This is a genomic window from Cohnella cellulosilytica, from assembly GCF_042431195.1.
Taxonomy (GTDB): domain Bacteria; phylum Bacillota; class Bacilli; order Paenibacillales; family Paenibacillaceae; genus Cohnella; species Cohnella cellulosilytica.
This window is the reverse complement of record NZ_JBHMDN010000021.1, coordinates 162,376-180,213: the sequence shown is the minus strand read 5'-3', so window position 1 is coordinate 180,213 and position 17,838 is coordinate 162,376. Positions and strand designations below refer to the sequence as shown.

General features: G+C 59.4%; 14 protein-coding genes. 1 reads left to right on the top strand and 13 read right to left on the bottom strand.

All coding sequences use genetic code 11. The features are described from left to right. Nucleotides 1-95 precede the first annotated feature (95 nt). Together ACFFT4_RS17360 and ACFFT4_RS17355 are read right to left on the bottom strand one after the other, a co-directional pair. Nucleotides 96-1,325 (bottom strand): deoxyguanosinetriphosphate triphosphohydrolase family protein, encoded by a 1,230-nt coding sequence (locus ACFFT4_RS17360; RefSeq protein ID WP_378049739.1) that lies wholly within the window; start codon nucleotides 1,323-1,325, stop codon nucleotides 96-98. After that, nucleotides 1,294-1,872 (bottom strand): guanylate kinase, encoded by a 579-nt coding sequence (locus ACFFT4_RS17355; protein WP_378049737.1) that lies wholly within the window; start codon nucleotides 1,870-1,872, stop codon nucleotides 1,294-1,296. The genes ACFFT4_RS17360 and ACFFT4_RS17355 overlap by 32 nt, the downstream gene beginning before the upstream one ends. A gap of 128 nt (nucleotides 1,873-2,000) precedes the next feature. Here ACFFT4_RS17355 and ACFFT4_RS17350 point away from each other — a divergent pair, with 128 nt between their 5' ends. Then, nucleotides 2,001-5,108: a hybrid sensor histidine kinase/response regulator gene (locus ACFFT4_RS17350; protein ID WP_378049736.1), complete on the top strand. Its 3,108-nt coding sequence runs from the start codon at nucleotides 2,001-2,003 to the stop codon at nucleotides 5,106-5,108. A gap of 281 nt (nucleotides 5,109-5,389) precedes the next feature. On the opposite strand, the gene ACFFT4_RS17345 is transcribed toward ACFFT4_RS17350, so the two are convergent. The 11 genes from ACFFT4_RS17345 to ACFFT4_RS17295 all read right to left on the bottom strand — a co-directional run bounded on the left by ACFFT4_RS17345 (nucleotide 5,390) and on the right by ACFFT4_RS17295 (nucleotide 17,838). Beyond that, the gene (locus ACFFT4_RS17345) at nucleotides 5,390-6,142 is read right to left on the bottom strand and encodes an SDR family NAD(P)-dependent oxidoreductase (RefSeq protein WP_378049734.1); all 753 of its coding nucleotides are present in this window, start codon (nucleotides 6,140-6,142) and stop codon (nucleotides 5,390-5,392) included. A gap of 133 nt (nucleotides 6,143-6,275) precedes the next feature. After that, on the bottom strand, nucleotides 6,276-6,848 hold the full coding sequence (locus tag ACFFT4_RS17340; RefSeq protein ID WP_378049732.1) for a DUF1349 domain-containing protein: 573 nt from the start codon (nucleotides 6,846-6,848) through the stop codon (nucleotides 6,276-6,278). A 25-nt stretch (nucleotides 6,849-6,873) separates the two neighbouring features. After that, a complete protein-coding gene (locus ACFFT4_RS17335; protein ID WP_378049730.1) occupies nucleotides 6,874-7,755 on the bottom strand; it encodes an Rpn family recombination-promoting nuclease/putative transposase in 882 nt (293 codons plus the stop codon). 196 nt (nucleotides 7,756-7,951) lie between these two features. Continuing rightward, nucleotides 7,952-8,719, bottom strand: a complete 768-nt coding sequence (locus ACFFT4_RS17330) for an SDR family oxidoreductase (protein WP_378049728.1) — start codon at nucleotides 8,717-8,719, stop codon at nucleotides 7,952-7,954. A gap of 27 nt (nucleotides 8,720-8,746) precedes the next feature. After that, the gene (locus ACFFT4_RS17325; protein ID WP_378049727.1) at nucleotides 8,747-10,195 is read right to left on the bottom strand and encodes a CoA-acylating methylmalonate-semialdehyde dehydrogenase; all 1,449 of its coding nucleotides are present in this window, start codon (nucleotides 10,193-10,195) and stop codon (nucleotides 8,747-8,749) included. 30 nt (nucleotides 10,196-10,225) lie between these two features. After that, complete coding sequence (iolC, locus tag ACFFT4_RS17320; RefSeq protein ID WP_378049725.1) at nucleotides 10,226-11,206, bottom strand: 5-dehydro-2-deoxygluconokinase; 981 nt, start codon at nucleotides 11,204-11,206, stop codon at nucleotides 10,226-10,228. 172 nt (nucleotides 11,207-11,378) lie between these two features. After that, nucleotides 11,379-12,392 (bottom strand): LacI family DNA-binding transcriptional regulator, encoded by a 1,014-nt coding sequence (locus ACFFT4_RS17315; RefSeq protein WP_378049723.1) that lies wholly within the window; start codon nucleotides 12,390-12,392, stop codon nucleotides 11,379-11,381. Nucleotides 12,393-12,542: 150 nt separating this feature from the next. Further along, nucleotides 12,543-13,601, bottom strand: a complete 1,059-nt coding sequence (gene uxuA / locus ACFFT4_RS17310; protein WP_378049722.1) for a mannonate dehydratase — start codon at nucleotides 13,599-13,601, stop codon at nucleotides 12,543-12,545. Continuing rightward, nucleotides 13,598-15,235: a response regulator transcription factor gene (locus ACFFT4_RS17305; RefSeq protein ID WP_378049720.1), complete on the bottom strand. Its 1,638-nt coding sequence runs from the start codon at nucleotides 15,233-15,235 to the stop codon at nucleotides 13,598-13,600. The genes uxuA and ACFFT4_RS17305 overlap by 4 nt, the downstream gene beginning before the upstream one ends. A gap of 24 nt (nucleotides 15,236-15,259) precedes the next feature. Next, nucleotides 15,260-16,993: a sensor histidine kinase gene (locus ACFFT4_RS17300; RefSeq protein ID WP_378049718.1), complete on the bottom strand. Its 1,734-nt coding sequence runs from the start codon at nucleotides 16,991-16,993 to the stop codon at nucleotides 15,260-15,262. Nucleotides 16,994-17,019: 26 nt separating this feature from the next. Further along, nucleotides 17,020-17,838, bottom strand: coding sequence for a carbohydrate ABC transporter permease (locus tag ACFFT4_RS17295; RefSeq protein ID WP_378049716.1), 819 nt, complete (start codon nucleotides 17,836-17,838; stop codon nucleotides 17,020-17,022).

Below are 17,838 nucleotides of genomic sequence, written 5' to 3'. Positions count from 1 at the left end.
CCTCCTTATCGCCAGTAACGTCCCCTCGCCCGGATCGCGCGGCATCGCGGGATTGCCCGAGCAACGGCATAAGTCCGCTTCCGCGCGGCACCGGCTCAGACGAGCCGGTTCAGTTCTCCCGCTCCGTAATACTTCTCGTATTCGTGCATCGCGAATTGATCCATCATGCCGGAGATGAAATCCGCCACGTTCCGCAGCCGCTCGGCCTCGTCGGCGAACATCCGGTACTCCGGCGGAAGCAGCTTAAGATCGGCGTTGGTCCGCTCGTCGGCGAACACCTGGAACAGGCCGCGCAAAACCTTCTCTCCCCGTTTCTCGTACAATTGAACCGAGGGGCGGCGCATAATCAGGAGGAACACGAGCTTTTTCAGCCCGCGGGCCAGCGCTCCGTATTCCTTGTAATCCAGCCGGTTTTTCGCCGGGTCGTAATGAATGTCGCGAATGAGCCGATTGACGATGACGGACGTGAGCTCCTTGCGGAACAGGAAGGAATACTCCTCCGACGAGCCGAGATGCCGGCCTTTGTAAGCAAACTCCCGGCAGTCCCGGACGATCCGCTCCAGCTCGCCGTAAGCCGACTCGTATTTGTCGTCAATATGAAACTCGTACAGCAGATCGTCGATCGTAAACAGATTCTGGCTGAGGCAGTCCTCCAAGTCGTGAGCCGCATAAGCGATCTCGTCGGCCAGGTCCATCATCTGCATATCGATCGTCCGCACCGGTTCCATCCGAATGCCGCGCTCCTCTAATACCTGGATAATCCCGTCGTAATCCTCGTCATAGATGAATTTCTTGTTTTTCCCGCCGTCATGTCTCTGGAAATACTTGACCACGCCCAGCTGCGTTCGGAAGGTCAGATTCAGGCCGCGGTAGGCATGATGCTTCTTCTCCAGCTTGCGCAAAATGCGCAGGGTCTGGGCGTTCCCCTCGAATCCCCCGATGTTGCCGACCAACTCGTTCAGCACCGTCTCGCCGTGGTGGCCGATCGGAGGATTGCCGAGATCGTGAGCCAGCGCGCACGCTTCGGCAACGAACGTGTTTTCGAGGCCCATATCCAGAGCGATGCCCCGGGCGATCTGCGCCACCTCCATGCTGTGCGTCAGGCGATTGCGGATAAAATGATGCTGGTCCACTCCGAGCAGCTGCATCTTCCCTTGCAATCTGCGGAAGGAGGCCGAATACAGAATTCGTGCATAATCTCGCGAGTACTCGTCCCGGCCCCGCTCGGCGGATTCGCCGGGGTGCAGACGGAAATCCAGCTCCCGCACCAGCTCCGCCTGTTCGCGGACGTATTCAAGCGTGATCGGGTCGTAGTGATGCGCCATCGCTTTTCCTCAATCCTTCCCGAATGAAATCTGCCAGCAGATCGATTTTGCCCAGATTGCCGTCCGTATTGTTGAGAATCAGGTCGCATGCGGCCAATGCCGCGATCTCCTCGTCGTAAGAGCTGAGCCTCGCGCGAATCTCCTCGGAGCCGTGCCCCCGCGAAGCAAGCCTTCTTCGGCAATCCTCCAGGTCCGACTTCACGCCGATCAGCAGCGTGCGGTCGCGGAACAGTTCCCTCAGCCTTCCCGCGCCGGCTTTATCCAAGATGACGGAACGCGCCAGCCCCCCGCGAACGATGTCTTCGACGAGCTGCAGCGGCGTACCGTACAAGTTGCCGTGATATTCGGTCATCTCGACCATCTGTCCCCGTTCGTACAAAAGCTCCATCTCCGAACGGCTTTTGAAGAAATAATCCGTCCCGTCGACTTCCCCTTCGCGGGGCGGACGAGAGGTCCACGTCACGATTCGGGGCAAGCCGAGCCGCGACTGGATCGTGCTTTTGCCGGAGGCGCTAGGCCCTTGAAGCACCACAAGCGATATCGACATATTGGCCTCCCTTGCGTTAATCGGTTCATCTTCCACTATACAATCTTTTCCGGGGAAATGCAGTTGTTATTGGAAGTCGGATCGGCAACAAGGAAAAGCGGGAGGGAACGTCGAATGAATACGGTATTATGATGCCAATTCACAACTCCAAACTGTTAAAATCCGCCGCGGCGGCCTTTTTGTTTCTCGCCTTTCTGCTTGGACTCAGGTGGTTCTGGTCCGAAATTTTCTTCACTCCCCCGCATCCGAGCCCGGTGCAGGGCACGCTCGACATGCGGGGATGGGACTTCAAAGCCAATCCCTCCATTCCGCTCGACGGAGAGTGGTCGTTCTATCCTTCGGCGTTGGTTGACCGCGACAGCGAAGCGGAGCAGCCGGACGGCGCCCGCAGGTTTATTCCGGTTCCGGCAAAATGGACGAAAGCCGAAGCAGAAGGCTTCGACGGCTTTGACGGCGTCTACGGCTACGGGACGTACAAGCTGCGCATTCTGGTCGATCCGGACCCCGATCTGGACTTGAGCTTCTGGTTTCAGGAAATCTCGGCTTCCTCGCGCGTGCAGATCAACGACGGCAAGCCGGCCGAATTCGGCCGGGTGGGCACCGACAAAGAAACCTACGTTCCCAGCATGAGAACGTATTTGCTGTCCTATGAGACGAAAGGCGCCGGAGAAATCAATCTGTTCATCCAAGCGGCCAACTTCGATCACTTCTTCAGAGGCGGAATAGCCCGGTCTATCCGGATCGGCGCGCAGGACGCCATCGATACCGAACGGTGGTACTCGATCGGCTTCCAGCTCGTCACCTTCTCGATCCTGCTCGTGCACGCCCTGTATTCCTTTATCCTGTTCGCGTTCAGCCGCCGGGTCAAAGAATTCCTGATTTTCACGCTGCTGCTCCTGGCCGCCTGCCTGACGATCGTCTCTTCCGACGAAAACCTGCTGCTCAACTGGCTGCCGATCAATTATACGTGGATGGTCAAAATCCGGCTTCTGTCGTACATGTGGCTGTCCATGCTGATTCTGATGATGGGCAGGATTTTCTCCGGAAGAACGGAAAAATCCGCGGCGTACCGCATCTTTTTCGGATCGTCCGTCGTCTACACGCTGTTTGTTCTGTTCGCGAACGTGACACTCGTCACCTTCAGCTACTGGCTTAGAATCTCGACCTTTTACTACCTGGTCCCGCTGGCGGGATTCGTCTGGCTGACCGTAAAAATGCTGCTGGAGCGCAAAAACGACGTCATCTACCTGCTCCTGGCCATCGTCAGCGTGCTGTCCAGCGTGATCTGGGGCATTATCGACTATTGGGAGGAAAGTACGACCGTCTATTATCCGATCGATATCATCGCCGCCCTCATCGCGTTCTCGGCCTTCTGGTTCAAGCGCTATTTCCGGAATGCGGAGGAGAACGCCCGGCTGAACGTTCAGCTTCGGGAAGCGGACAAGCTGAAGGACCAATTCCTGGCCAATACTTCCCACGAGCTGCGCACCCCGCTTCATGGCATGATTAACATCGCAAGCAACATCGCCGAGCGGGAAAAGTCGGCGCTGGGCCGACAAAGCCTCGCGGACATGAATTTGCTGATCACGGTCGGACGGCGAATGTCCCACCTGCTCAACGATCTGCTGGATGTCGTCAGGCTGCGGGAGAAACGGGTCGTTCTGCATAAGAAGCCGCTCTCCGTCGCTTCGATCGTCACCGGCGTGTCCGCCATGCTGCGCTTTATGGCCGAAGGCAAGCCCGTACGTCTGCAAATCGAGCTTGCGGATTCGCTCCCGGACGTGATGGCCGACGAGCAGAGACTGGTACAAGTCTTGTTTAACCTGCTCCATAACGCGTTGAAGTTTACCGATGAAGGAACGGTGACGGTATCGGCAGCGGAGGAGAACGGGAACGTCGTTCTTCGCGTCAGCGACACCGGCGCCGGAATGGACGAAGAGACGCGGCGCAGAGCTTTTCTCCCTTACGAGCAGGGAAGCCGGGGCATGAACGAGGATGGCGGCATCGGGCTTGGCTTGAGCATTTCCAAGCAGCTGGTCGAGCTGCATGGCGGCGAGCTGACCGTAACCTCGGAGCCGGGCGTCGGTTCCGTCTTCCGGTTCGCGCTCCCGGCGGTCCGTCCGCAGGCCGGGCCGGACGCGGCGCGGCATGAGGCCTGGGAAGGCTACCGGGAAACCGCGGCCTCCCTCTTGACCGAAACGCTTGACGAGCTCCCCTTCCCGACGGACGCTCCGGCCGCTCTCGAGGACGGGAACGCGAATATTCTGGCCGTGGACGACGATCCGGTCAACCTGAAGGTTCTTGCCGGCATCCTCGCGGCCGAGCCTTACAACGTCACTACGGTTACCTCGGGCCGGGAGGCGCTGGAGCGGCTTGCTTCGGGCTCCTGGGATTTGATCGTGGCGGACGTTATGATGCCGCAGATGTCGGGCTACGAGCTGACCGAGAAAATCCGGGAACGGTTCTCGATGTCGGAGCTTCCGGTGCTGCTGCTCACCGCCCGCAGCGGGCCCGCCGACATTCAGGCCGGTTTCCACGCCGGAGCCAACGACTACGTCACCAAGCCGGTCGAAGCGACCGAGCTGAAATCCCGCATCCGGGCGCTGGCCGCCCTGAAGCAATCCGTCAGCGAACGGCTGCGCATGGAAGCCGCGTATTTGCAGGCGCAAATCCATCCTCACTTCCTGTTTAACGCCCTGAATTCGATCATGGCGTTAAGCGACGAGGACCCGGCCAAGATGCAAAGACTGGGGGACGCCTTCATCTCGTATTTGCGAATCAGCTTCGACTTTCTCAATTCGGGCAAGCTGGTCGCGCTAACGCACGAGCTGGAGCTCGTCAGCTCTTATCTGTATGTCGAGAAGGAACGGTTCGAAAACAAGCTGAACGTCGCCTGGGAGGTCGATCCCGATTTGCGGCTGACGCTGCCTCCTCTGACGATTCAGCCTTTGGTGGAAAATGCGGTCCGGCATGGGGTGTGCAGCCAGGTGCAGGGCGGGACCGTGCGCATTCGGATTGTCCGTCGGGAGGACGGTGCGCTGATCGAGGTGTCCGACGACGGCGTCGGGATGGCTCAAGACAAAATAAACGGACTGCTGGACTGGAGCAGCGGCAAAGGAATCGGTCTGGCCAATACGAACCGCAGACTGATCCAGCTGTATGGACAAGGTCTGTCGATCCGGAGTCGTCCCGGCGAAGGGACGACCGTATCCTTCCTTGTTCCGGACCCGGGCTGACTCGGCTCGCGAATGGCCTTGTAACAATCGGACTCGGAACCGGGGCTGTGCCCTAAGCCAACCAAGTTGCTGTAAAAGATAATCGATGAACAAGGTGCAAGGGGTATGTACCTCCTTCCGATGCTATACGCTCCTGAAACCTGAATAGATAAACCCGTTAATAGGTGGTTTCAGGAGCGTATGAGGCATTCTCCAGGAGGTACATACCCCTTCTTTGTCTATCGATCATCTTAAGCAACTTTGCTTAGGGGACAGCCTCTTCTTATCGCAAAGGATTTGATTCAGATCGTATAAGGAACGGCTTCCATCGCTTCCGCCTTGGCGACGGCTTCCTCCAGCGTCATGCCGACAAAGCTCTGCGCCGGCAGGAATCTTCCGCTTTTCTTGTCCGTCACGAAAGCGCCGACGGCGATGCCGGGAATGACACTGGCTACGTCGTTGGGCGCGTTCGGGCCGCCCAGATCGGTCCGGCACCAGCCCGGATCGTTCAGGCTGATGACTACGTCGGTCCCCTCCAGACGCGAGGCCAAATCTTTGGTGAACTTGTCCAGAGCCGCTTTGCTTGCGGCGTATCCGGCTTGCTCCGGCTCGTTCTTGATCCCGCTGGTCGTATTGATGACCCGTCCGAAGCCGTTCTCGATCATCTTCGGAATCAGCCGGTTGCAGATCATGACAGGCGAGATAAAGTTAATCCGAAAGCTCGCCTCGAAGTCTTCGACAGGCGTTCTCCAGTAATCGGTGCGGTAAGCGATTTGAACGGCCGCGTTGTTGAACAGAATCTCGACCTTCGTTCCGCGCGCTTCGATCTCGTCGAGCATCGCCGTTACTTCCTCCGAATTCGCAAGCTCGGCTTGAACGCCGTAAGCCTCGACGCCGAACGCGCGGGCTTCCTCAAGCACCTTCCGGGTATGCTCCAGGCTGCGGCTGTGAAGGATCAAGTTGCAGCCCTGCCTGGCCATGAAAATAGCGGTTTGATATCCGACGCCCCGGCTTGCTCCGGTAATCAGAGCCCATTTTCCTTCCACATTGACCATGATCATCGCTCCTCTTCTCGCATGCCAAACCTGCTTAACGTTCCTTCATTTTAACAGAAAACGTTTTCCGAAAGAAGCCAAATTTGCTCACTCTTGCTTCCCTTTGCGGCCCGACTGCGATCGCGAAGGGCGGTTAATTGCCGGCTCTAATGTTTTTCATCGTCGTTTTCTCCAGTTGGATATCGGAGAATTCGCTGATCAGGCCTTCTCCGGTTGGAGACTGCGACACGATGCCCGCTTTTAACGTATCCGCAGCTTTAAGATTAAACACTCTGACCATCCGATACTGAACGCCGTCCGTCGAATAATGCATCGCGAACGCATTGCCCTTCCTGCCGATCTGCAGCCATACGCTTTTGTCCATCAGATTCACGCCGTTGGCATCGTCGGATACGCCGTCGGTAACGACGCTGACCACCGCATACGTATTAAAATCCGTATATTCATAACAAAGCTTGGCCCAGCGGTCCTCGCCGTCCATCACAAAAAGCGCGGCCCCGTCATACTTGGAGAGGAAGTCGTGACTGACTTTGGCGCGCAGCACGAAATCCCCCTGAACCTCCGCGTATAGAAACGGAGCATTATTTTTGACGTCGCCATTCTCCGGATTGATAAAAAAGTCCGTCTTCTCGGGGGCCGCGATTTGAATCCGGTTATCCTGTTTCGTAATCGGGGCTTCGTTTAACCATTTGTCGAATCCAAGCATGTCATCTCTCCTGTCTTTTTCCCGCTCAATGCGGCAGCTTCTCAATGTCCGGAACGGGCAGCCCCGTCACTCTGGCGATCAGCTCGAGGGGCAGGCCCTCTTCCAGCATTCGGGACGCCACTTCGATCTTGCCTTCGATCTTGCCTTCGATCTTGCCTTCCGTCTTGCCCTCGACAAGCCCCTTCTCGTAGCCTCTTCTTTGAATCGAGCCCATCAGCTCCACGAGCGCTCGCTCCTTCCGGGGATATGTTCGGATAAATTCCGCCTCAACCTCTGCCTGTTCCATCGCGGTTGCCTGCAAGTACGTATCGAACAACAACGTTATCAAAGATAGTTTAGCAGGGTTCTGCTCACTTTGGAATATCATGCGCAGAAAGGCCATATACACCGCTTTGCATTCCCTCCGTCTATACCCCATGCTGCTGAGCAGCGCGGCCGCCACCGGGTTGTCCGAGCGCGCGAACGTCCGCCAGTCCTGCTTGTTAAGCTGCAGCGCGTAGTAATTAAACCGCAGCACTTCCTTGAAGGGCAGCTCCCAGCGGAACGAATCCGGCTCGATCGCCTTCGACCGGTGACTGAACACCGCGATCGGCACGATGGGCTTGCGGTACTTCTCGTACAGGCGCGCCGCATAAATGAACATGCGCTCGGCGGAATCCTTCTCCGAGTACGATTGCGGCTCCAGATGGACGAGAACGACCGCCTCCTCCCCCTTCAGCCTCGTCTCGATGAGCAGGTCGACGCGCCCTTTCCTGCCTCCCGTCAAATCGGTCACGATCTCTTCGGAAAGAAAAACGACATGCTCGAAATCGAGCGACTCCGCCACCTCCGGGAAAAACAATTCGATAAACTCCTTGAAAAAAGTGCACAGCAGCGTCTTGAACAACCGGTCGTGGTCAATCTCCAAATGACAGCCCCTCCTTGTCGCCGGCCCGAAAAACAAAAAGCCGCCCGGCAGTCCCTAACGGGAATGCGAGCGGCGTGTGCTTCACGACCGGATAATAGATTGATATTGAAATGATAGCACAATTTTTTCCTGCTGTCCTTCATCACTTGGCGTCAGCATGATTTGACCGACTGATCCGCCCATACGATCGGACCCATCATCTCGCCAAATAACCTCCATCGACAGGAAGAATAACGCCGGTCACGTAGTCGGAGGCGGCGGAGGCGAGGAAAACGCTGGCCCCCGCCAGGTCGTCCGGACCGCCCCAGCGTCCGGCCGGAATGCGCGAGTTGACCTGCGGCAGACGCACGTCGTCCTGCAGCAAATCCGTGTTCATCTCCGTCGCCATATAGCCCGGAGCGATCGCGTTTACTTGAACTCCTCGCCCGGCCCATTCGTTGGACAGCGACTTCGTCAATTGGGCGATGCCCGCTTTGCTCACCGCGTAAGCGGAAGCGTTGAAGCCGCCCAGAAAGCTGAGCATAGACGCCATGTTGATGATTTTGCCGCTGCCCTGCTCCACCATGATCGCGCCGGCCAGCCTGCAAAGCTGGTATACCGCGGTAATATTCAGCTCCAGCACTTGGTCCCAGCTCTCGACCGGCAGGTCGAGGCAGGCTCTGCGATCGTGCATGCCCGCATTGTTGACGAGAATGTCGACCGTTCCGCCCAGCACGGCAACGGCCTCCCCGAAGCCGCGCTCCAGATCGGCGCGGTCCATCAGATTGCCCTTCACCGCGTGAACGGCCAGCCCATCCGCTTGCAGCTCGGAGGCGGTCTGAGCCGCCGTGTCCGAGATGTCGAGAATCGCCACCTCTGCGCCCGCCGTCGCCAACGCCGTCGCAATGCCCCGTCCAAGCCCGCGGCTTGCCCCGGTGACGATCGCTTTTTTCCCGGTAAGATCGAACAAGCTCAAGTTTGCCATTACGTTTCATCGCCTCTCTAGTATGGATTACCGAAGCACAACCATCTTTTTCCGCGTGTAAAACTCTACGCCGTCGCGCCCGTTCGCATGAAGATCGCCGTAGAACGACTTCTTGTAGCCCGAAAACGGGAAAAACGCCATCGGTGCGGGAACGCCCACGTTAACGCCCAGCATCCCCGCGTCGATCGTATCGCGGAACTCGCGGATCGCACTCGAGCTGTCGGTATAGAGGCAGGCGCCGTTGGCGAATTCGGAGCGGTTCGCGAGCGCGATCGCTTCCTGCAGCGTGTCGACGCGCACGACGGACAGCACCGGGGCGAAAATTTCGTCCCGCCAGATTTGCATGTCCGGCTTCACCCTGTCGAAAATCGTCGGTCCGACAAAATAACCCTCGCCCCGCGCCGCTTCCGCCTCCCGGCCATCCAGCACCAGTTCGGCCCCTTCCGACTTCCCGCTCTCGATGTAGCCCAGCGTGCGGGCTTTGTGCGATTCGCGGATGACCGGCCCGAGAAACACGTTGGGCTCCATTCCGTTGCCGATCGGCAAGCCCGAGGCCGTGCGCCGGAGCGCTTCGACCAACTTGTCCGCGATATCGCCGACGGCGACGACGACGGAGCAGGCCATGCACCGCTCGCCGGCGGAGCCGAACGCGGCGTTCGTAATTTCTTTGACGGCCAGCTCCAGGTTGGCGTCCGGCAGGACGATCGAGTGGTTTTTGGCGCCGGCGAGCGCCTGCACGCGTTTACCATTGGCCGCTCCCGTCTTGTACACGTATTCGGCGACGGGCTGCGAGCCGACGAACGAGATCGCGTGAATGCCTTCGTTCGCCAGCATCTCGTTGACGACGTCATGCGCGCCGTGCACGATGTTGAATACGCCGGCGGGCAGCCCCGCTTCCGTCAGCAGCTCCGCCAGCCGATTGGCGAGCAGCGGCGTTCTCTCGGACGGCTTGAGCACGAACGCATTGCCGCAAGCAATCGCGAGCGGGAACATCCAGCACGGCACCATCATCGGAAAATTAAACGGCGTTATGCCTCCGACGACGCCGAGCGGGTAACGATACATGGAGGATTCGATGCCCGTGGCGATGTCCGGCAGTGTGCTGCCCATCATCAGCGTAGGGGCTCCGGCCGCGAACTCGACGCATTCGATGCCCCTCAGCACCTCCCCGTAGGCCTCGCCGTAGCTCTTGCCGTTCTCCGTCGTGATCAGCCTGGCCAGCTCTTCCCAGTGCGCGACCAAAATTTGCTGGTACTTGAACAGAATGCGCGCCCGTTTCGGCACAGGCTCCTTGCGCCATCTTCGCGACGCTTCGGCTGCCGCCCGAACGGCCGCCCGCACGTCCTCCGCCGTCGACAGCGGCACATAAGCCAGCGTCTCTCCCGTCGCCGGATTCGGCACCGCCTCCGTCCGGTCCGATGCCGATTCCACCCATTCGCCGCCGATAAAGTTGCGCAGCACCCTTGGTTCGCTCATTGTTGATTCCCCTCCTGAAAATGTTTTGGCTCACGCCCGCTTGGCAATAACCGCTTCAATCCTGTCGTTCGTCGGCATCGCGTCGGAGCAGCTGTGGCTCGATACGACAATCGAGGCGGACGCGCTGCCGTACTCCAGACAGCGGTCGATGTCCCAACCCTGCATCAATCCGTAGATGAACGCTCCGGCGAAGGAGTCGCCCGCTCCGAACGTCTTGACGACTTGCGCCGGAAATACGCCCGCCCGATAAACTCCGCCGTCCTTGGCAAAAGCGATCGAGCCGTCTCCGCCGTGCTTGACGACAACCAGCTTGGCCTCATGCCCGAACCATTGTTTGGCCGTCGCGAAATCCTCCGTTCCCTCGGTTCCCTCCAGCAAGTCGAACTCCTCCCGTCCGCCGAGGATGACGTCGCACTGCGCCGCCGCCATGCGGCAGTACGCGTAAATCTCGTCTCTTGAAGCCCAGGTGTACGGCCGGTAATCGATGTCGAACAGCAGGACGGCTCCGTGCTTGCGGGCCAGCTCGATCGTGCGGAACGCCGCTTCGCGGGACGGGCTTCTCGCCAGCGCCGTGCCGCTGACCATGACCGCTTTTGCCCTCCGCACGTACGCCTCGTCCACGTCGCCCGGCTCCAGATTGAGATCGGCCGCGTTATCCCGGTACATCAGGATGCTGCATTCAGTCGGCGACTTGATCTCGGTAAAAGCCAGCCCGGTGACGCTGCCCGGCCGATCGGTTGCGACGCCCTCCGTATGGATCCCTTCCTTGCGCAAATAGCTCACGATAAACCGGCCGAAAGCATCGTCGGCCACGCGGCCGATAAACCCGGCCCGCAGCCCGAGCCGCGAAGCCGCGATCGTAATATTCGCCGGAGAACCGCCCACGTATTTCGTGAACGTCTGCGTCTCCTCGAGCGGCCGGTTGATCTCGTTCGCGTTCAGATCGATGCACAACCGTCCGACTCCGATCAAATCCAATTCTTTATCGGAACGAAAAACGATCCCGTTCATTTGGAATCCCCTCCTTATTCGTTGCTATCTAATCGATTAGCTAACCGATTAGATAATGGTGTGAAAAAAGAACTCTCAGCGCCCGATGTCAGAGCCGCTCAGCTTCGATCCTGCGAGCGAAACGGAGGCCGACCGGAGCAGGAGTCGGACGATCTTCGCCCGCCAAGACCGATTAGCCCCGCTCCCCGCCGCAGGTGCCGCGCACGACCAGCTCCACCGGCAGCACCTCGTGCCGCCGGTCAAGCTTCGCATCGGCGATGCGATCCAGCAGCAGCTCGGTCGCCCGCCGTCCGAGCTCGGAGCGCGGAATGCGGACCGTCGTCAGCCGCACGGAGCGAAAAGCCGCGAGAAACAAATCGTCGAAGCCCATTACCGCGACATCCTCCGGAACCCGCAGCCCCCGGTCCGCCGCCGCGTCCAGCACGCCCATCGCGCCGATGTCGCTCATGTTGATGACCGCAGTCGGCCGCTCCCCGGACGGCAGATCCGCATAGCCGAGCATTCTCTCGTAGCTTGCCGCATATTTCGCTTCCCCGGACTGCACCCACGCCGGCAGCACGTCGATGCCCGCCTCCGCCATCGCCTGCCGATACCCCGCCTCCCGAAGCCTGCTGATCGGCGAGCCGGCGACGCCGGCCAGGAACGAGATGCGGCGGTGGCCCAGGCGAAGCATGTGCCGCGCGGCCAACAAGCCGGCCTCGAAATTGTCCGATTCGACCAGATCCGCGTCCAGCCCGTCGAGCCGGCGATGAGCCAATACGAGAGGAAAGCCCCGTTCTCTCAGCGACTGCAGCAGCTCCCGGTCGGCCTCCAAAGCCGAGGCGACGATCAGCCCGTCGACTTTCCCTTCGCGGGCCTGCGCCGCGGCCTGCTCCATGCGCTCCGGCCGGTCGTTCGTATTGATCATATGAACGGCGTAGCCGTGCTTCTGCGCCGCATCCTCGCAGGCCTTGGCGAGATCCGGGTAGAAGGGGTTCGAGAGGTCCGAGACGATCAGGCCGATCGTCCGGCTCTCGCCCGCCCGCAAGCCGCGAGCCGCGGCGTTGGGCGCGTAATTCAGCTCGCGGATCGCGGCGAGCACCCGCTCCTTCTTCTCTGGGCTTACGTAGCGGTTGTTGTTCAGCACATAGGACACAGTCGCAACGGACACGCCCGCATTCTTGGCGATATCTTTGATCGTACTCATCCGCCGCCTCCGTCTAATCGATTAGATGTAGAGGAAGTATAGCACAAGGCCTTCGCGGAGGACAGACCTTGCGCTTATCCGCCCCCAACGTCCACTCCTGCCGAACCGCATCGAGGTTCTCCCTGTTCAGCCAGCCTGCGGTTCAACCGCCTACTTCTCCCGCCTCAGACGCTCCTTGCGCACCGCTTCCCACAGCCCGTTCAAATACGAGGCGCCGAGCGCCCGATCGTACAGGCCGTAGCCCGGCTTGCCCGTCTCGCCCCAGATCATGCGGCCATGATCCGAGCGGATCGGCCCTTCGTAGTCGAAGTCGCTCATCGCCCGAATGACCTCATACATGTCGATCGAGCCCGAGGAGGACAGATGCGCCGACTCCTCGAACGACTTCGGACCGGTCAGCTTCACGTTGCGCGCATGAACGAAGTTGACGCGCCCTCTGCGGCCGAATTCGCGCATCAGCTCCGGCACGTCGTTGTCGGCGCCGGCTCCGAGCGAGCCGCTGCACAGGCACAGCCCGTTCACCGGACTGTCGTACAGGCCGATCACCCGCTCCAGGCTTGCCCTGCCCGTTATAATGCGCGGCAGGCCGAAGATCGGCCAAGGCGGGTCGTCCGGATGGATCGCCATCTTGATCCCCGCTTCCTCCGCGACCGGCATAATCTCCCGGACGAAATCACCCAGATTGTCCCACAGCTTCTTCTCGTCCATGCTCTCGTATTGCGAGAACAGCCTCCGAAGCTCGCCGACCTCGTAGCTGCTGTCCCAGCCGGGCAAGCTGAGCTCGCCCGTTAACGGATTCATCCGCTCGACGACCTCTTCCTCGTAGATCAGCGCCGTCGAGCCGTCCGCCAGCTCGTGGTCGAGCTTCGAGCGCGTCCAGTCGAACACGGGCATAAAGTTATAGCAGACGACCGGCACGCCGGCCTTCCCGAGATTGCGCAGCGTCGTCTTGTAATTGGCGATGTAACGGTCCCGGGACGGCAGTCCCAGCTTGATGTCCTCATGCACGGGAACACTCTCGATGACGGCCAACTCTAGCCCCGCGTCTTCGATGCTCCTCTTCAATTTCAGAATCGTTTCGAGCGGCCATGCCTCTCCCGCGGGCACGTCGTATACCGCCGAGACGATCCCCTTCATCCCCGGAATTTGCCGAATGTACGCCAGCGGCACCGGGTCGGAATCGCCGTACCATCTGAAAGTCAGCTTCACGGGCAGATCGCCCCCTTCTTCTGTTGATCCCGGTACATCTGCGGGGTGACGCCATGGTGTTTCTTGAACGCATAGTTAAACGAGTGAGGGCGCTGGTAACCCACCTTGGCGGCGATTTCGTAAGTTTTCTCCTGGCTGTTCGCGAGCAGGTAGACCGCCTTCTCCATGCGCAATTGCTGAATGTAGTCGCTGATATTGCAGCCGGTCTCCAGCTTGTAAATTTTCGAAATATAGACGGGATGCATGTGGACGTGGTCGGCGATGCTCTGCAGGGTCACGTCCTGCGCCAGATTATCGTCGATGAACTGATGGATCGCGCGGATCAGCTCCGAACGGCTGTCCTTCATTTCGCGGTCCATGTCCTCCATCAGGCGGCGCAGCACGCGCAGCGACCATTCCCGCAGATGCGCCACGGAACGAAAAGGAATGCCGTCGGCCAGCTTGCCGTAATCCTCGCCGATCAGATCGGACAGCGGCTGTCCGTTCTTGTGTGAAATATACGAGAACGCGGAGGACACCGCGAAATAGACCTCCAGCAGATGCTCCTGCGAATGGGGATGGGAAGATTTGCTCTTCAACTCGTCGAATACGCGCTCCAGCTTCTCCTCCATGGCGTCCCAGCGGCCCGCCTCCAGCAGATGGAGGAGCGTGGGCGGCTCGTACAGGCAGCGAATCGATTCGACCTCGACCGCCGCCGCTTCCCCGGACGCTCGCAAAAACAAGCCCTGCTCGTTGCCGACCCGCTTGCGGGCGGCCGAGACGCAGCCGTCGTACCGGTCCGGCACGTCGCCCGGGAACAAGCCGGGCTCGCTGACGACAACGGAGATGCTGCCCTTCAGAAAGCTCTTCACGGCGGCCTGAAGCTGCGAGGCGGTCTGCTCGAACAGCCCGGCACGCTGCCCCGGCTCGATCCGCTCGTCCGCCGAAGCCAGGAAAATCAAATAGTCGTGCGCGTCCTTCGCGTGCCAGAGCCGGAACTTCCCGCCGAACAGCTCCTCGGCCATATTGCCGATCGCGTACTCGATCAACGAGCGGCTGCGAAAATCGTAGTCGACGAACGTGTCTTCCAGCCGGACAAGCATCAGAAAGCACGATTGGCCGTAGAGATCCGGCAGGGCCAAGGTCGCCATTTTCTCCTGCAAAGCCTCTTCGTTCCAGACCGCTCCCTGAAGCAGCTCCAGCAGCAGGTTGCCCTTGAGCAGCGGCAGGTTCTCGCTCAGCGTGCGGGTCAAATTCCGAACGGACAGAACGTGCTCCCACTCGCCGTACAGCTTCTCCTGCAAGCGGGATACGGTGTCCAGCAGTTCCTGCTCCTTCACCGGCTTGAGCAGATAGTCCTCGACCTGATTCTGGATCGCTTCCTTCGCGTATTGAAAATCCGAATAACCGGAGAGCAGCACGCACTTCGTCTTGCTCCAGTCGCGCCGGATGCGGGCGATGAGATCGAGTCCCGTCATGCCCGGCATTTGAATGTCCGTAATGACGATGTCGACGGCCATTTGCCGCAGCAGCTCAAGCGCTTCATAGCCCGAATAAGCGCGGTACACTTGCGTGATCCCGATCCTGTCCCAGCCGATCGTCGTCGCCAACCGATCGACCACGTGCGCCTCGTCGTCCACGATCAACAGTTGCATCGTTCCGCCCCCTCTTCTGGATGGCTAGTCTCCCGTCTCCACGCCGCGCGTCCACTTGATCGTGACGCACAGGCCGCCCATCGGCAGCTGCTCGAACGCAAGCCCCGATTGTCCGCCGAACCGGTACTGCAGGCGGCGGTGCACGTTCCATGTGCCGCAGCCGACCTCCTCCGACATCGGCTGCGCCAGCTCGGCCTGCAGGTCGCGAAGCCGCTGCGGGTCCATACCCGGCCCGTCGTCCTGCACGAAAATCATATTGTACCGGTCGTCCTGCTTGCCCGTAATCGTAATCATGCCGCCTTCCGGCGACTTCTCCGCTCCGTGCACGATCGCGTTCTCCACGATCGGCTGCAGAATCAGTCTCGGCAGCTCCAGATCCAGCATTTTCTCCGGCACGTCGATCTCGAACTGCACTCTGCCCATCCGCAGATTCTGAATCATCAAGTAGCTGCGGACGAGCTCCAGCTCTTCCTCCAGCGTCACGGATTGATTCTCGACCCGTGTCGCATAGCGGTAATATTCCGCCAGGTTCTGGGACATCTGCACGACCGACCGCCGATCGTTCATCTCCGCCGAGTTAATGATGAAGAACAGCGAATTGTACAGAAAATGCGGATTGATCTGCGACTGAAGCTGCTTCAGCGTCGCTTCCCGGGACCTCAGCTTCTCCGCGTAGACGTCCTCGATCAGCAGCTGGATCTGGTCGGACATCTCGTTGAATTGGAAGATGAGATAATCGAACTCGTTTTTGGCCTGATAGTCGATGCGCGCCGAGTAATCTCCCCGCTTGATCCGCTGCACGCTGCCGATCAATTTCCCGAGCGGACGCTGAACGTTCCGGTAGAGCAGGAACGATGCGGCCACGGCCAGAACGAGCAGCAGCCCGATAATGACGTAGAAGAAGTTCCTCTGCTCCGTAATCGGCGTTATAACGCTCTGATAAGGCGTATAGTCGACGAGGTACCAGCCCAGCTGCTTCGACTTCGCGTAGCTGACGAGATGCTGCTCGCCTCCGAGTCTGACCAGGCGCTGTCCGGTTTCCGGCTCCTTCTCCAGCTCGTCCTCCAGCAGGCCGATCAGTTGCTGCGTTTTTTCCGCGGACGAAGTGCCGTTCAGCACGGGGCGTTCGCCGGGCACGTACAGGAACGGATCGTTGTTTTTCCCGTTCTTGTACGCATCCAGCATCGCGGTCATGTTGCCCGTCGTGAAGCGGACGCGGAATACGGCCTGGGCCGCTTCCTTGCGTTCCGCCTTGGCGGGCTCTCCGATCTCGTGCACGAAATAGCGCTCGGTTTTGCCGCGCGAATCCTCCGATATATACGTCCAGCGCGTATAGACCGGCCCGGTCATATCCTGCTCGCTTTCCAGCAAAAAGATATTGGACGAAATCGCGCGCCGCTCGCCGGGAAGAAGGACGGTCAAGTCGTTCTTCCACGCGTTGGACACGCTTTGCAGGCTCAGCTTCTCGATGATCCGGTACTCCGCGTTGGAGGCGTCGAACTGCTCGGGCGGGCGCCGGTCGAGAAACTCGCGAATATAAGGATCGTAGCTCAGCAGCACCGGAAACATGGACAGCTGCTCGATATTCGTATCCAACTGGTTCATAAGGAACGTCAATTGATTCAGGTTGGACGTCTCGATCTGTCTGCGCACGACCTCCGTACTGGTGTTCGTGGAGACGCCGTACAGAACCAGAATCGGGAGCAGCAGCAGGAAGAGCAGAAGAACGATTTTGCGAAAAGTGTTGTTCTTGAACATCCGCTCTCCTTTCCCGTGCGCCCCGGTTACCCTTTGACGGCTCCCGCGGAGAGGCCGCTGACGACGTAACGCTGCGCGATCAACGCGATGATGAGAACCGGAAGGGTGATGATGCACGCGGCCGCCATCAACCCGCCCCAGTTGATCTCAGCGTAAGACATAAAGTTGAATACGGCAATTGGTAATGTCTTCGTCTTGTCGCCGGCCAGGATGATCGAGAACATGAAGTTGTTCCATGAGAAAATAAAGCTCAGCAGCGACGACGTAATGATGCCCGCTCCCGACATCGGCAGCACGATGCGGCGGAATACTTGATGCGGCGAGCAGCCGTCGATGGCGCCGGCCTCCTCCACCTCGTGCGGAAGCTTCTCGAAGAACGAGATCATGATCCAGACGATAAACGGCAGTCCGACCAGCATATGGCTTAGCACGAGCGCCGCGTAGGAGTCTACCAAATGCATTTTCGAAAATATAATATACCATGGAATCAGGAACGAGATGCCCGGCACGATTCTCGCGACCAGAATGACGAGACCAAGACCCTGCAGCTTGTACTTGGCGATCGAGTAGGCGGCCGGCAGGCCGAGCAGCAGCGACAGCAGCGTCGATACGACGGCGACGATCATGCTGTTGACGATATACCTCAGGAAGTCGTATTGCCGGAATACGTTCACGTAATTGTCCGTCGTCGGCTCGAACACGAACGTCTGGGAGCTGGACATGATCTGCGCCTGCGTCTTGAACGAGGCGAGCAGCATCCAGACGAACGGGAAGACGAACACGAGCAGGACAAGCACCGTGAGTCCGGTCAAGACGGCGTTTTTCGTCTTTTTCTTGTTCAGCAT